The organism is Piscinibacter defluvii (assembly GCF_004011805.1).
Taxonomy (GTDB): domain Bacteria; phylum Pseudomonadota; class Gammaproteobacteria; order Burkholderiales; family Burkholderiaceae_C; genus Piscinibacter; species Piscinibacter defluvii.
Genome location: NZ_RCHJ01000024.1, coordinates 24,870 through 38,047, shown reverse-complemented (window position 1 = coordinate 38,047; position 13,178 = coordinate 24,870). Strand labels below are relative to the sequence as shown.

Annotated in this window: 14 protein-coding genes; all 14 read left to right on the top strand. The window is 67.3% G+C overall.

Annotation, left to right across the window (positions count from 1 at the left end; genetic code table 11):
* Position 1: 1 nt before the first annotated feature.
* On the top strand, positions 2-622 hold the full coding sequence (traE, locus tag D9C15_RS27785) for a type IV conjugative transfer system protein TraE (RefSeq protein ID WP_128002278.1): 621 nt from the start codon (positions 2-4) through the stop codon (positions 620-622).
* A complete protein-coding gene (locus tag D9C15_RS27780; RefSeq protein ID WP_128002276.1) occupies positions 558-1,394 on the top strand; it encodes a type-F conjugative transfer system secretin TraK in 837 nt (278 codons plus the stop codon). The genes traE and D9C15_RS27780 overlap by 65 nt, the downstream gene beginning before the upstream one ends.
* A gap of 2 nt (positions 1,395-1,396) precedes the next feature.
* The gene (locus tag D9C15_RS27775; RefSeq protein ID WP_128002274.1) at positions 1,397-2,779 is read left to right on the top strand and encodes a TraB/TrbI/VirB10 family type IV secretion system protein; all 1,383 of its coding nucleotides are present in this window, start codon (positions 1,397-1,399) and stop codon (positions 2,777-2,779) included.
* Positions 2,769-3,584, top strand: a complete 816-nt coding sequence (locus tag D9C15_RS27770; RefSeq protein ID WP_128002272.1) for a DsbC family protein — start codon at positions 2,769-2,771, stop codon at positions 3,582-3,584. The genes D9C15_RS27775 and D9C15_RS27770 overlap by 11 nt, the downstream gene beginning before the upstream one ends.
* Positions 3,581-3,832, top strand: a complete 252-nt coding sequence (locus D9C15_RS27765) for a hypothetical protein (RefSeq protein ID WP_128002270.1) — start codon at positions 3,581-3,583, stop codon at positions 3,830-3,832. The genes D9C15_RS27770 and D9C15_RS27765 overlap by 4 nt, the downstream gene beginning before the upstream one ends.
* A complete protein-coding gene (locus tag D9C15_RS27760; protein WP_128002268.1) occupies positions 3,829-4,476 on the top strand; it encodes a TraV family lipoprotein in 648 nt (215 codons plus the stop codon). The genes D9C15_RS27765 and D9C15_RS27760 overlap by 4 nt, the downstream gene beginning before the upstream one ends.
* Before the next feature lie 17 nt (positions 4,477-4,493).
* The gene (gene traC, locus D9C15_RS27755; RefSeq protein WP_128002265.1) at positions 4,494-7,067 is read left to right on the top strand and encodes a type IV secretion system protein TraC; all 2,574 of its coding nucleotides are present in this window, start codon (positions 4,494-4,496) and stop codon (positions 7,065-7,067) included.
* Positions 7,064-7,423 (top strand): hypothetical protein, encoded by a 360-nt coding sequence (locus D9C15_RS27750; protein WP_128002263.1) that lies wholly within the window; start codon positions 7,064-7,066, stop codon positions 7,421-7,423. Before traC ends, D9C15_RS27750 begins: the two co-directional genes overlap by 4 nt.
* On the top strand, positions 7,420-8,001 hold the full coding sequence (gene traF, locus D9C15_RS27745; RefSeq protein WP_205854926.1) for a conjugative transfer signal peptidase TraF: 582 nt from the start codon (positions 7,420-7,422) through the stop codon (positions 7,999-8,001). The genes D9C15_RS27750 and traF overlap by 4 nt, the downstream gene beginning before the upstream one ends.
* A gap of 8 nt (positions 8,002-8,009) precedes the next feature.
* On the top strand, positions 8,010-8,345 hold the full coding sequence (locus D9C15_RS27740) for a hypothetical protein (protein ID WP_128002261.1): 336 nt from the start codon (positions 8,010-8,012) through the stop codon (positions 8,343-8,345).
* Position 8,346: 1 nt separating this feature from the next.
* Positions 8,347-8,976 (top strand): type-F conjugative transfer system protein TraW, encoded by a 630-nt coding sequence (traW, locus tag D9C15_RS27735; RefSeq protein ID WP_128002259.1) that lies wholly within the window; start codon positions 8,347-8,349, stop codon positions 8,974-8,976.
* Positions 8,973-9,989, top strand: a complete 1,017-nt coding sequence (locus tag D9C15_RS27730) for a TraU family protein (protein ID WP_128002257.1) — start codon at positions 8,973-8,975, stop codon at positions 9,987-9,989. Before traW ends, D9C15_RS27730 begins: the two co-directional genes overlap by 4 nt.
* Before the next feature lie 88 nt (positions 9,990-10,077).
* Positions 10,078-10,740, top strand: coding sequence for a type-F conjugative transfer system pilin assembly protein TrbC (trbC, locus tag D9C15_RS27725; protein WP_205854925.1), 663 nt, complete (start codon positions 10,078-10,080; stop codon positions 10,738-10,740).
* Positions 10,741-10,742: 2 nt separating this feature from the next.
* Positions 10,743-13,178, top strand: a complete 2,436-nt coding sequence (gene traN / locus D9C15_RS27720) for a type-F conjugative transfer system mating-pair stabilization protein TraN (RefSeq protein WP_128002254.1) — start codon at positions 10,743-10,745, stop codon at positions 13,176-13,178.

Below are 13,178 nucleotides of genomic sequence, written 5' to 3'. Positions count from 1 at the left end.
CATGGACTTCTCCCAACACCAGAACGACCTTCGCGCACAGCGTCGGTCGAACCGAATCCTCGGAGCGATCGTCGGCGTGCAGTCGCTGACGATCCTGCTCTGCCTTGGCGTCATCGTGAGCATCGTCGGCTCCGACCGCACCGTCATCGTCCCGCCCAACATCGACAAGACCTTCTGGGTGACGAAGGAGAAGGCGAGCCGCGAGTACCTCGAAGAGATGGGGGGCTACGTCGCCTGGCTGATGCTCGACGTGACGCCCACCACCATCGACTGGAAGAAGAACCTCCTGCTGAACTGGGTCGCACCCGACCAGCACGCGGCGATGAAGACCAAGATGGACCTGGAGGCTGAGCGTCTGCGCGGCAACAACGCCTCCACCTTCTTCCTCGTCCAGCAGCTCGCCGCCGACGAGGCCAAGCAGTCCGTCGTCATCACCGGCCGGCTTCGCCGCCAGATCAACGGCGCCGACGTGAGCGACCCGGAAACCCGCTCCTACCTCGCCCAGTTCCAGTACGCGGGCGGCCGCGTCCACATCCAGTCCTTCAAGGAGATCCCGTATGCGCAACCTGGCCAACAAGTTCGCCTCGGCGCTGCTGATTCCCGCGACGCTGCTGCTCGCTAGCGCCACACCGGCGCACGCGCTGCAGCTCGTTGAGGCGACCGACGGGGTCTCCGTCGACGCGGTGCTGTCGCTCAAGGAGCCGACGCGCATCCGCATCGACGGCTCGCCGATCACCAACGTCTTCGGCAACATCTACTCGACCAACTGTGGCTCGTCGATGACGAGCAGCGCGCCTCCGCAGCCCGGCGCGAGCTCGAGCTCGAATGCGGCCGCCGGCGGCATCAATCCCGCCGGCGAGATCATCCTCGAGTGCGACACCGAGAAGGGCGAGATCTACGTTCGCCCGGTGGGGGGCCCGGGCAAACCGGTCAACCTTTTCATCTCCTCGCAGCACGCGACCTACACGCTGCTGCTGAAGCGATCGGACACCCCGGCCGACACGATCGTCATCCGCGACAAGACACCGCGCTTCGCGCGCGCTGACGCGAACGCGGGATCGCCCACCGCACGCACGCCGCAGCACGTCCGCGCGCTCAAGGGGATGCTGGTGGCGATGGCGTCGGACCGCCCGCCCACCGACGTGCGCGTCGAGGAAGTGAACCGGCCCATCCAGCTGTGGCAGGAGGCGAAGTTCTCGCTCATCCGGCTGTACGAAGGCCGCGGCCTCATCGGCGAGCGCTACATCCTGACCAACGTCTCCAACCAGGACATGGTCCTCGCCGAGCAGGAATTCGATCGCGAGCGCGGTGACGTCGTGGGTGTTTCGGTGGAGAACCACAACCTGCGGCCCGGTGAAAGCACCACCGTCTACGTCATTCGCCGGGGGTCCTGAGCATGTCCAAGTTCACCGACAACCTGCGCGATCGCGCGTCGGCCATCGCCGAGCGCATGTCGCCGCGCGCGAAGCAATGGACCGTCGCCGGCCTGGTGTGCGGCGGCGGCGTCGCCCTTCTGTGGGCCGTCTTCAGCGCGGGCTCGGGCGACAGCGCCCAGCGCGCCGCGGCGGCCTCGGCCAAGAGCGACGTCAAGCCCACCAACGTCGACATGATGGCCCCCGGGGCTCAGGTCAAGGACTCCGAGGTCTGGATCGGCAAGGCCGGCAAGGACCTCGAGGCGTACAAGGCCGACAAGGAAGAGCAGAAGAAGCTCAACCGCGAGGTCAGCGAACGCCAGCAGGAAGTCCTGCGCCGGCTGGCCGAGATGGAGAGTCGGCTGAAGGGCGGACCGCAGGCCGCTTCGTCGCCGTCAATGGGCCCGGCTGCTACGCCGCAGACGCCTCCGCCCGAGACCGCGCTGCCCCGGGCGACTGCATCTCTGCCGCCGGCGCCGCCCCCGCCGGTGGCCTATCCGCGCGGCGCCATGCCACCTGGCGTGCCTGCCAATGCGTCGCCCAGCGGCATCGACGTCGCCGCGACACCGCCGCAGCCGCAACTGATGCGGGTCACGCTCTCCACGCCAACCAAGGCCGGCGAAGGGCCTGACGCTGGCAAGAAGCCTCGCGACACGCTCGACAGCTTCCTGCCGATCAGCTTCACGCGGGGCCAATTGATCGGCGGCCTCGATGCGCCCACTGGCGGCCAGTCGCAGAGCAACCCACATCCGGTACTGATCCGCCTGTCGGACAACTCCGTGCTGCCCAACCGCTATCGCGCGGAGTACCGCGAGTGCTTTGTCATCGGCGCAGGGTACGGCGACATCAGTTCCGAGCGCGCCTACATCCGCACCGAGCTGCTGTCGTGCATCCGCACCAACGGCGATCCGCTCGAAGTGAAGATCCAGGGCTCCATCTTCGGCGAAGACGGCAAGGTCGGCATGCGCGGGAGGCTGGTGACCAAGCAGGGGCAGATGCTGGCCAACGCGCTTCTCGCCGGCGTGGTCAGCGGCATCGGCCAAGGCTTCTCGCAGGCCAATACCACCTACAGCACGTCGGCCCTCGGCTCCGTCGCGACGGCTTCGGGTGGCGATGCCTATCGCGCCGGCATCGGCTCGGGCGTGGGCAAGGCTTTGGATAGGTTGGCTCAGTACTACATCAAGCTCGCCGAGCAGACCTTCCCGATCATCGAGGTCGACGCCGGCCGCGAGATCGACGTGGTTCTGACCAAGGGCGTTCGCATCGACGGCGGCGCGCCCGACGCCGCCGCTGCGTCTCCGACCTCCTACCCCTCCCGCTCCGAGCCCTCGGAGCGCTACATGAAGGTGTCCAACGATGAAGAGTGAACGTCTTCTGGCGGCCGCGCTGCTGGCTGCCGCCTTCCATGGTGTCCATGCGGCTCCGAGCCAGGAAGAGGCGAAGCTGCTGGCCGCGCTGAAGAAGGCCTATCCCGCCACCAACTTCACGTCGGTGTCGGCCAGCGAGGTGCCCGGCATCTACGAGGTCTGGATGGGGCCGAACGTCGCCTTCGTGTCGCCGAAGAACCCGCGCTACTTCATCATGGGGCGCCTGCTCGACGCGCAGACCGCGACCGACGTCACCGGCCCGAAGCTCGCGCGCGCGCAGCAGTCCGCGCGCGTCGTCACGGAGACCTCCGAGAGCCCGGACAAGCCGATCGACACGAGCAAGCTGCCGCTGCAGGACGCGCTGAAGGTGGTGCACGGCACGGGCGCCCGCACCCTCTTCAGCTTCAGCGACCCCGCGTGCTCGTTCTGCCGCCGCCTCGAGCCCGATCTGGCCAAGCTGCCCGACGTCACGATCTACACGTTCGTGCTGCCCTTCCAGGGCCGCCAGCTCCCGCAGGCCGTGATGTGCTCGGCCGACCCGGTGAAGAGCTGGCAAGCCGTGATGCTGAGCGCCGACACCACCGGGCTGAACACGCAGGCGGATTGCGCCACGCCGCTGGATCGCAACACCGCCCTCGCCCGCCAACTGGGCGTGAACGGAACCCCCACGGTGTTCTACGCCGACGGCACGCGCACGACGGGCTACGTGCCGCTCAGCGAGATCGAGCGCCGCTTGGCCTCGGTCTCCGCGCCCGGCGTGCCCGTCGCCAAGGCGAAGACGTCAACGCAGGAGAAGGCGCAATGAACCGCCGCAACGCAATTCAGCCGCGCCGCCAGTCGCAGCCGGACAAGCTCGCGAGCCTCAAGGCCAAGGTCCGGCGCCATGCGTCGACGCGACAGCCGCAAGCCCCGCTGGAAGCGGCGACCTCCTACTTCGACTTCGGCGCCGGCCGCAACTTCAACACGATGGTGCTCGGCCGCTCCGGCTCGGGCAAGTCGGTCTTGCTGTCCGAGATCGTGTCTCGCATCACCGGCAAGGAGAACCCGCAATGAGCCGCATCGCCATCTCCAAGCTGCTCGTCCTCGCGCCGATCGCCGTCCTGGTCCAGGGCTGCGCGATCACCGGCCTCGACGGCGGCTCGAAGTATTCGTGCAAGGCACCCGAGGGCGTGCACTGCGATTCCGTGTCGGGCACCTACTACAACGCGATCCAGAACAACCTGCCGTCGCAACGACGCGCGCCATCGGCGCCGGCGGCCGACCTGGCGCCGCAGCCCGCCCCGCCCGGTGCCGCGGCGCGCAGCGCACCGGTGATGCTGAACACCGCCGCGCGCACTGCGCCAACGGAAGAAGGCACGCCGTACAACGCCGCGCCGCTGCGCGCGGCCCCGCGCGTGCTTCGCCTCTGGGTCAAGTCCTGGGAGGACGCCGATCGCGATCTGGTGGGCGAGAGCCTGGTCTACGTCCAGGTCGACAACGGCCGCTGGCTGGTCGATCACGTCCAGCGCCAGCAGCGCGACGCCTTCGCCCCCGTGCGCGCACCCAAGGTGCCCACCGGCGGCGGCGGCGCCAAGTCCGCCGCGGCGACGCCCGCTGGCCCGGCCGGCCAGGTGCCCAACCCCGGCGACGACTCGACTTCCATCACCCAGGCCCTGCGTGCGCTCCAAGGCCGCGCGCAGGCGAACCAGGACCAGTGACCTCCGAGGGCCGCCCCATGCTTCAGTCCTTCCGCCTCAACCTCTTCGGCAACGACTCCTCCCCCGGCAGCGAAAAGGCCGGTGGCGGCCTCTTCTCGTTCGGCGACAAGGACGAGTCCCCGGCCGACCAGTTCGCCAGCTGGCTGCCCTACATCTCCTACCTCGACGAAGAGCAGTTGTTCGTCAACAAGGATGGCATGGGCTTCATGCTGGAAGTCATGCCCCAAAGCGGTGCCGATGACCGCATGGTCGACGTACTGGTGTCGCTGTACTCGAACTGCCCTCCCGACACCGGCGTGCAGTTCCACCTCTTCGCCTCGCCGCACGTCTGCCCGCCGCTGCGCAAGTACGCCAACCTGCGCATGGAGGATCCCGACCAGATCCAGAAGGCGCAGGAGTACGGGCGCCCGGCGCGCAACGAGAACCTCTACCGCAAGCTCGCGCGCCGCCGCTTCTCCCACCTGGCGCACGGCGCGCACCACTCGCTCACGCAGGGCTTCCACTACACCATCCGCGACTTCCGCCTGATGGTGAGCGTCACGGTCAAAGCCGACCCGAACAACCTCTCCGATCGCGAGCGGATCATCGGCCTGCGCGACGGGATGGGCACCACGCTGCGCTCGGCGTCGCTTCCGAACAAGGTGTGCGACGCGGCCGACCTGATCAACTGGTGCTCGCTGTTCGTCAATCCCGATCGCATCGACGCTGCCACCGCTCCCGACCTTCACTACGACGACGGCCGCGAGCTGCGCGACCAGATCGTCGATCACGACACGATCCAGGACGCCCGCTCGAACGGCCTGCATCTGTGGAAGGAAGGCGCCGGCGACGGCCTCGACGTCCGCTTCTACTCCATCAAGTCGTTCCCTGAGCGTTTCGGCCTGTGGCAGATGGGCGCGCTGGTCGGCGACCTGATGCAGCCCGCGCTCCAGTACAGCTCGCCGTTCCTGCTGACGATGGGCGTCTACATCCTGGACCCCAACAGCACGAAGACCGTCGTGACGGCCAACCACGTGCGCGCAACGCAGAACGCCGGCAGCAAGATGGCGGTGGTCATGCCAGATGTCGCCAAGAAGGCGCGCGACTGGTCCGCGGCCGCCGACGCGATCGACACCGGCGGCGCGCTGGTCAGCATGTACCACCAGCTGGGCCTGTTCTGCCACCCGAACAAGGTCGCTCAGACGCAGGAGACCGCCAAGGCGATCTGGCGCGCGCGCGGCTTCGAGCTCAACGCCGACGTCTACAAGCACCGCCAGGCGCTGATCGCCAGCCTGCCGATGACGCTGTCGCCGGCCTTCCACGGCGACCTGAAGAAGATGAAGCGGGTCACGCGCAAGACGATGGCCAACGCCATCCACCTCGCGCCAGTGCTCGCCGAGTGGCGCGGCACCAAGACGCCCACCCTGGTGTTCGCCGGCCGCCGCGGCCAGCTGCTCACGCTCGACCTCTACGACAACGACGGCAACTACAACGCCGCGATCATCGGCTCGCCTGGCTCGGGCAAGTCGGTGCTGCTCAACGAACTTGCGTGGTCCTACCGTGCGATCGGCGCCAAGATCTGGATGCAGGACCTTGGCCGCTCGTTCGAGAAGCTGTGCCGCAAGGCCGACGGCACCTTCATCGAGTTCCGCCCCGACGTCGAGATCTCTCTGAACCCGTTCCCGCTGGTCACCGACATCAACGAGGACATCGACATGCTTCTCCCGGCCATCGCGAAGATGGCCTCGATGAAGGAGCTCGACGAGGTCCAGATGAAGGCGATCTCGGCGATGCTGCTCAAGCTCTGGGCCAAGTACGGGCCCGAGCTCGACATGACGATCCTGCGCGACTCGTTCGTGGCCGGCTCGATCGAGGAACTGGGCATCAAGAACGACCAGCGGGTCAAGGATCTGGCCGTGATGCTCAACCCCTACGCCAAGGGTGGCCAGTACGCGCGCTTCTTCACCGGCCGCAACACGATCGACTTCTCCAACGACTTCGTCGTCATCGAGAGCGAAGAGCTCAAGCGCAAGCCGGACCTGCAGGCCGTCGTCAACATCATCCTGTTCCACGCCATCACGCGCGAGATGTACCTCACGCGCGACCGCAAGAAGGTGTGGTTCATCGACGAGCTGAAGCAGCAGCTGGGCGACTCGAGCGAGAACGACCTGGTGATGGCCGCTGCGATCGACGAGGCCGCTCGCCGCGCGCGCAAGTACGGCGGCAGCCTCGTCACCGCCACGCAGAACGGCGACGACTACTTCACCTCGGCCCAGATGGAGTCGGCTCTGAAGTGCTCCGACTGGACCTTCCTGCTGCGCCAGAAGCCCGAGTCGATCGAACTGCTGGCGCGCTCGGGGCGCTTCGCGATGGATGAGCCGAAGAAGCGGCTGCTGAACTCGCTGCGCATGGAGCCGGGCGTGTTCTCGGAGTGCTACATCACCTCGCCCATCGGCGAGGGCGTCGCCAGGACCATCCTGGACCCGTTCTCGCACCTTCTCTTCAGCAACAAGCTCGACGACAACGCGCCGCTGGATGCTTTGCGCAAGCAGGGCCTGTCCATCGACGACGCCATCACCGAACTGCTGCGCCGCCGGGGGCATGCCGTATGAAGGCCGTCATCACCACGCTGATCGTCTCGATCTTCGTCACCGCGGCCGCGCTGCTGGCCTACGACCGCCTTGTAGTCAAGCCCGGGCAGGTCATCGGCATCGTCGACATCGCCGATGTCTATCGCAGCAAGGAAGCGGAGTTCGCGGCGCTGCTCACCGCCAGCAAGTCCGACGAGGATCGGCAGCGCGCCTACGCGCAGGCGCAGTCCTTCGGCGAGCGCCTGGACCGCGCCCTTCGCGAGATGCCCGCCGAATGCCGCTGCATGGTCGTTGTGAAGTCGGCCGTGGCGGGTAGCTGGTCGAACGCCGTGGACCTGACCGCCGCGCTCAAGGCCAAGGTGGGTGCCAAGTCGTGAGCACGTCTACCGTCACGCCGACCCGCCTCAGCCTCGGCCCGTGGCTGATGTACGGCGTCCGCCAGATGCGCGCCGACCTCCGGCGCCGCTGGTTCGTCTTCGCTGTCGTCGGCCTGGTCTGGGCTCTCGCCCTCGTGCGGCTCTTCGTTCACCACGTGCCGGTCCTGCCGATCCTCTTCAACTGGACGCCGAGCCTGCCCTACAAGGTGGCGGTGGTGGACTACGGTTCGGCCCTGCTTGCGCGCGGCGACCTGGTCGTCTACTCCTTCGATGGTCCGGCCGGCCAGGGCGCCTATCCGGGCCTGCGTCATCAGGCCCTGTTCAAGCGTGTCGCCGGCGTCGCCGGCGATGTGGTGACCGTTCAGGGGCGCGACGTGTTCGTGAACGGCGCGCTCGTCGGCCGCGCCAAGACCCATGCGTTCGATCGCCGCCCGCTCGAGCCGATCGCGCCAACGGTCATTCCGGCTGGCCAGCTCTACGTTCAGGGGACGAGCATCGACAGCTTCGACTCGCGCTACAGCCTCAGCGGCCTCGTGCGCGTGCAGGACGTCCGGGCCAAGGTCATCCCCATCCTCTGAGGTTCGACATGCGCCGCTACCCCCTGCTGCTTCTCATCTCCCTGTGTGGTTCTGCCTTCGCCCAGGCCCAAGGCGGGCGCGTCGAGTTCCAGGACGACGTTCCGATCGACACCTACCTGGCCCTGCTGGCCCAGGTGGCGCCGCCGGCGCGCGATGGTGCCGAGGCGTACATGGCGGCGTTCCGCTCCCGGTGCGGCCGATCCCTGCGCGCCGTCGAGCTGCGGCGCGCCCTCGCTGAGGGCAACGGCGACCCGGTGCTGATGGGCATGATCCGCGCCTCTCACGAGCGAGACACGGCGGCGATCCAACGCCTGGGCGGCTCGATCTCCTGCCCGGGCAAGTGACATGCGCTTCCCCAGGCTCTGCGTTCTGTTCGTCGCCGTGCTCGGCCTGACGCCGCTCACCCGCGCTGAGAACCTCGGCACCATCGGGCCGACCTACCCGATCGCCGAGAAGAGCCTGCTCGAGGTCATCATGGCGCGTCTGCGCGCCAAGGAAGCCAGCGGCGAGCTGAAGAAGCTCGAGCAGGAGGCGCGCGATCGCGCGGCGTTCGCAGTGAACAACCCGAAGCCCGTCTCCGGCCTCCGCCGCGCCGAAGCGCCCCGCACCTTCTACTTCGACCCCAGCTTCACGTTGCATACCAACGTCGTGGACGAGCGTGGTGCGGTCCTCTTTCCAGCCGGCACTCGGAAGAACCCGCTCGAGGTGGTTTCCCTGTCGAAGCACCTGCTGTTCTTCGACGCGCGCGACCCGCGCCAGGTTGCGCGAGCTCGCGAGCTGATCGATCACTACCAGGGCAAGGTGAAGCCGATCCTCGTGGGCGGCAGCTACATGGACCTCATGAAGCGCTGGAACAAGCAGGTGTTCTACGACCAGGACGGCACGCTGGTGCGCAAGTTCGGCATCACCGCGGTCCCGGCCATCGTGTCTCAGGAAGGCCAACGCCTTCGCATCGACGAGGTGCCCGCCAAATGATGCTGCTGCGTCGCTTCTTCTTCGCCCTCGCCGTGCTGGCGGCATCGCATTCCGCGTTCGCGGCCGGCATGGCCACGTGTACCGGCAAGTTCCCGAACCCCATCACGGACATTTGCTGGTCCTGCATCCTGCCCATCACGATCGGCACCACGACGATCGGCAACTTCGGTGGCCAGGAGGACAACGACGGGAACCCGGGCAGCCCGGTGTGCACCTGCGGCGTCAATCCGGTGGTCGGTCTGACCATCGGCTTCTGGGAGCCCGCGCGCCACGTCGAAGCCGTGCGCAAGCCCTTCTGTCTGCCCTCGCTCGGCGGTCTCAACCTCGACCCGGGCATCCCGGCGCCCGAGGCCGCGCGCTTCACGCGCGCGGAGGGTGATGGCGATGGTGGCTCCTTCTACCAAGCCCACTTCTACACGAACCCCGTCCTGTACTGGATGGAGGTGGTCGCCGACTTCCCGTGCCTCGAGAAGGGCAGCTTCGACGTCGCCTACATGACCGAAGTCGATCCCCTGTGGAACGACGACGAGCTCACCCTGCTGCTGAACCCGGATGCCGTCCTGTTCGCAAACCCCATCGCCATCGCCGCCTGTGCGGCGGACTGCGTGGCGGCCACGACCGGCTTCGGCCTTAACTCGCTGTTCTGGTGCTCGGGTTGCCAGGGTGGCATCTACCCGCTCGACGGCCAGGTCCAGTACCACATGGGCGGCGTGCGCACCGCGGCGCTGCTGGCCCATCGGCTCACTGCCAAGATGCACCGCGAACTCATCGCCTGGGGGTGGCACGGCAGCAAAGGACTGTGCGGGCCGTACTTCGAGCCGGTGATGGACAAGACGGCCTACAAGACCAACCTCACCTACCCCATCCCCTCGACGGACAAGCTCGACGGGAAGTGCTGTCAGCCGTTCGGTCGAACGACTGTGCTGTGGGGCGCCGGGAAGGAGTACCCGGTCCGCGGCGAGGACTTCGCCTTCATGCTCTTTCGAAAGCGGAACTGCTGTGTTGGCTACTGAACATCGTCTTCGCCTGCTCACGGCAGTCGCGCTCTGCATGGGCCTGGCCGGCTCGCCGCCGGCGAGTGCCCAAGCCCAGAAGAGCCCGGTGACCGAGGCCGACATCGCCCGCGCGGCGCGCAGCCAGCCGGTCATCACCGACAAGGACATCGATGCCGCGGCGCGCAAGAACCGCATGCCCACCGAGGCCGAACTCGCGCGCGTGCCTGTTCCAGTGACCCCGCGCATCGACGCGCTGCCGCAACCCCAGTCTCAGCGGAAGATCGACCTGGGCGCTATCGCCGGCGGGTACGACGCCATGGGACAACCGGACCCGGCAAAGGGTTCGCTGCCTGTCGGGCCCACGCTGCTCGTCTTCGTCAGCTTCTCGATGCCGGAAACCTCGCTCGGTCGCCTCGTCGACCAGGCGGCTCGCACCGGCGCAACGCTCGTTCTGCGCGGCTTCGTCGAGGACTCGCTGCAGAAGACCGTGAGCCGGGTGCAGCGCGTCATCGGAACGCGCAAGGTGGGCTTCCAGATCGATCCGCAGGCCTTCGATCGCTTCTCGATCACGGCCACCCCCTCGTTCGTGCTGATCAAGGATGGCGCCGTGCCTGCCCCCTGCGCTGCCGGGACCTGCTTCGACACCTCGAGCTACGCCTTGGCTGCCGGCGACGTCAGCGTGGACTACGCCCTGCGCTTCATCCAGCGGACCGCACCGAGGTTCTCTCGCGAGGCGGAAACCTATCTCTCGAAGCTCAAGGGAGGCTGAGCATGCTCTTCAAGCGCGTGATCGTCTGGATCATGGTCCAAGCCCTCCTGATCGTCCAGACCACCGCCTTCGCGCAGTCGTCCCACGACCAAGGCGTGTCCGCCGGGCAGTCGGCAAACACCACGATCCGCGGGCTGGTCAACCAACCTTCGGCGAACAGCGTCGTGCCCGGGTACACCACGACGCCCCCAGAGGCATCGCTGGCGGGCCGCCCCGCCCTGGGCTCGGACATCAACGCGAAGCTCGCCGCCTGCGCCGCGACGCCGAACGACCAGACGTGCCAGGCGCTCAGGACGGCCATCAATTCTGCGAACACGCCGCGCCCCACGATCTCGCCAAGCGACCCATCGGTGGCGGCTGCCTCGCAGATCGCGCGCAACCCATCGCTGAACCTCGGCGATCTGTCTGCCTACTACAGCGGCTGCACGACCACGAATTCGACCATCGCAGCGCACACCGAGACGCGCACGTGCGCGCGCTACGTCGCCGCTGGCAGCTACAGCTGCTCAAACTCGCTGAACGTCGCGGTGACGCGGTCGGCCAACTGCACGCCGGGCGACTGGTTCGCCCAGGCGACGTCCGGCTCTACCGCCGTGGCCGCCCAGTGCCTCCCTGATCGCGCCGACACCCAACAGCACTTCCGGGTCACCAGCAACGGCAATCCGCTCGCGTTCTTCGACGTCGACATGACGCGGCCGGTCATCACGCCGCAGAAGGTCGCCGTCATCGGCACGTCCTACAGCTTCCCGAGCTTCACGCCGACGGAGACCGCCGTCTTCGTGGCCGACAGGAGCTGCACCGGCGACACCTGCAGCCTCACGGCCATGATCGCGAACGATCCTTCCGTGTCCTGCACCGGCGGCTGGGAGGACATGACGTGCGTGACGATCCACCCTTTCCTGGACGTCTACGCCGCCTGCCCCGCGGGTACGCAAAGCGGCGACAACCTGGTGAGCACGACGTGCTCTGGGGGCGGCGACAGCATGTCCTGCACTAGCAGCCCGCTGACCACGTCCACGTGCTACGCGCCCAGCGCCACCTTCTCCGGCACCGAGGCGACCGACACCACGGGCACGTACGCCTCGCTCTACTGGAACGCGAGCTCAACGCGAGCCATCGTGGGCTGGGCCCCTAACCCTGCCTACGGCCCGATCCCGCAAATGCGGCTGACCTACACGAAGCCAGCCACCACCAGCACGACCGCCGACAGCTGGAACAACCAGTGCCCCACGCTCGCCGGCGACGGTCGCTGCTCGGTGGCCACCACGCCGGTGTGCGTGGACGGCCCGGCCACGAAGATGGTCGATGGCGTTCCGGTGACGCGCGACTGCTGGCAGTACCAGAGCACGATGACCTGCAGCAGCACCTACACGGCCGACCAGTGCGCCCCGCTGGTGGCGTCCGGCTGCACGCCCATTTCTTCGACTTGCACCCGCACGAACGCCGCCACCGGCAACTGCGAGGCGTACCAAGACCAGTACTCCTGCACCGTGCCCAACGAGACCGTCACCCAGGCCAGCAACTGCCCCAGCAACGTGTTCTGCCTGCAAGGCAACTGTTTCAACATCTCCTACACCGGCGACGCCGACTTCGGCCGCTCGATGTCGATGCTCGAAGCCGCGCGCGAGGCCGGCGTCTACCTCGACACCGACAAGATGACCGTGTTCAACGGCGAGGCTCGCTTCTGCCGCGATCGCCTGCTGAAGAACTGCTGCGCCTCGGATGGCACCGGCGGCGGCATGAGCAATCAGAGCATGTTCGGCGTCGGCTCGAGGCTGGTGTTCGACGCGCTGATGAGCGGCCGCAACTTCGACTACGTGCGGCAGGGCTTGATCGCCTTCCTGACCGCGGAGACCTCTTTCACCGCGAGCGCCGGCATCGGCGCCTACGGCATCACCGTCGAGTTCTTCACCGGCGATGCCGTCGTGACCACCACGGGCAATATCCTCTACTCAGGCGCCATCTCCGAATCGACGGGGATGGTCGTCGCCTTTGACCCGTGGACCCTGGCGATCGCCGTGGTGATCACGGTCGTGCTCTCGGCCATGTCGTGCAACTCGGACGAAGCTGTCACCGCGCTCAGCGAAGGCGCCCACCTGTGCCACAGCTTGGGCAACTGGTGCTCGAGCTGCATCCGGATCCTTGGCAGTTGCGTCTCTTGCATCGAGCACACCACCGGCAAGTGCTGCTTCAACTCGCTGCTGGCCCGCATCGTCAACGAACAGGGCCGGTCCCAGGTCGCAAAGGGATGGGGCTCAGCGCAGAACCCCGACTGCTCTGGCTTCACGATCGCTCAGTTGCAGTCCCTCGACTTCGCGCGCATGGACTTCACCGAGTTCTATGCGTCGCTGGTCGCCAAGAGCCCGAACCTCACGACGCTGCAGAACAACAGCGCCTCGAAGATTCCTGCCTGCTACTACGGCCAAGGAAAGTGCTGA

Coding starts and splice junctions, on each gene's coding strand:
- traE (WP_128002278.1), top strand. CDS start 2: ATGGACTTCTCCCAACACCAGAACGACCTTCGCGCACAGCGTCGGTCG.
- traN (WP_128002254.1), top strand. CDS start 10,743: ATGCTCTTCAAGCGCGTGATCGTCTGGATCATGGTCCAAGCCCTCCTG.
- D9C15_RS27775 (WP_128002274.1), top strand. CDS start 1,397: ATGTCCAAGTTCACCGACAACCTGCGCGATCGCGCGTCGGCCATCGCC.
- D9C15_RS27750 (WP_128002263.1), top strand. CDS start 7,064: ATGAAGGCCGTCATCACCACGCTGATCGTCTCGATCTTCGTCACCGCG.
- traW (WP_128002259.1), top strand. CDS start 8,347: ATGCGCTTCCCCAGGCTCTGCGTTCTGTTCGTCGCCGTGCTCGGCCTG.
- traC (WP_128002265.1), top strand. CDS start 4,494: ATGCTTCAGTCCTTCCGCCTCAACCTCTTCGGCAACGACTCCTCCCCC.
- D9C15_RS27765 (WP_128002270.1), top strand. CDS start 3,581: ATGAACCGCCGCAACGCAATTCAGCCGCGCCGCCAGTCGCAGCCGGAC.
- D9C15_RS27760 (WP_128002268.1), top strand. CDS start 3,829: ATGAGCCGCATCGCCATCTCCAAGCTGCTCGTCCTCGCGCCGATCGCC.
- D9C15_RS27730 (WP_128002257.1), top strand. CDS start 8,973: ATGATGCTGCTGCGTCGCTTCTTCTTCGCCCTCGCCGTGCTGGCGGCA.
- D9C15_RS27770 (WP_128002272.1), top strand. CDS start 2,769: ATGAAGAGTGAACGTCTTCTGGCGGCCGCGCTGCTGGCTGCCGCCTTC.
- D9C15_RS27780 (WP_128002276.1), top strand. CDS start 558: ATGCGCAACCTGGCCAACAAGTTCGCCTCGGCGCTGCTGATTCCCGCG.
- D9C15_RS27740 (WP_128002261.1), top strand. CDS start 8,010: ATGCGCCGCTACCCCCTGCTGCTTCTCATCTCCCTGTGTGGTTCTGCC.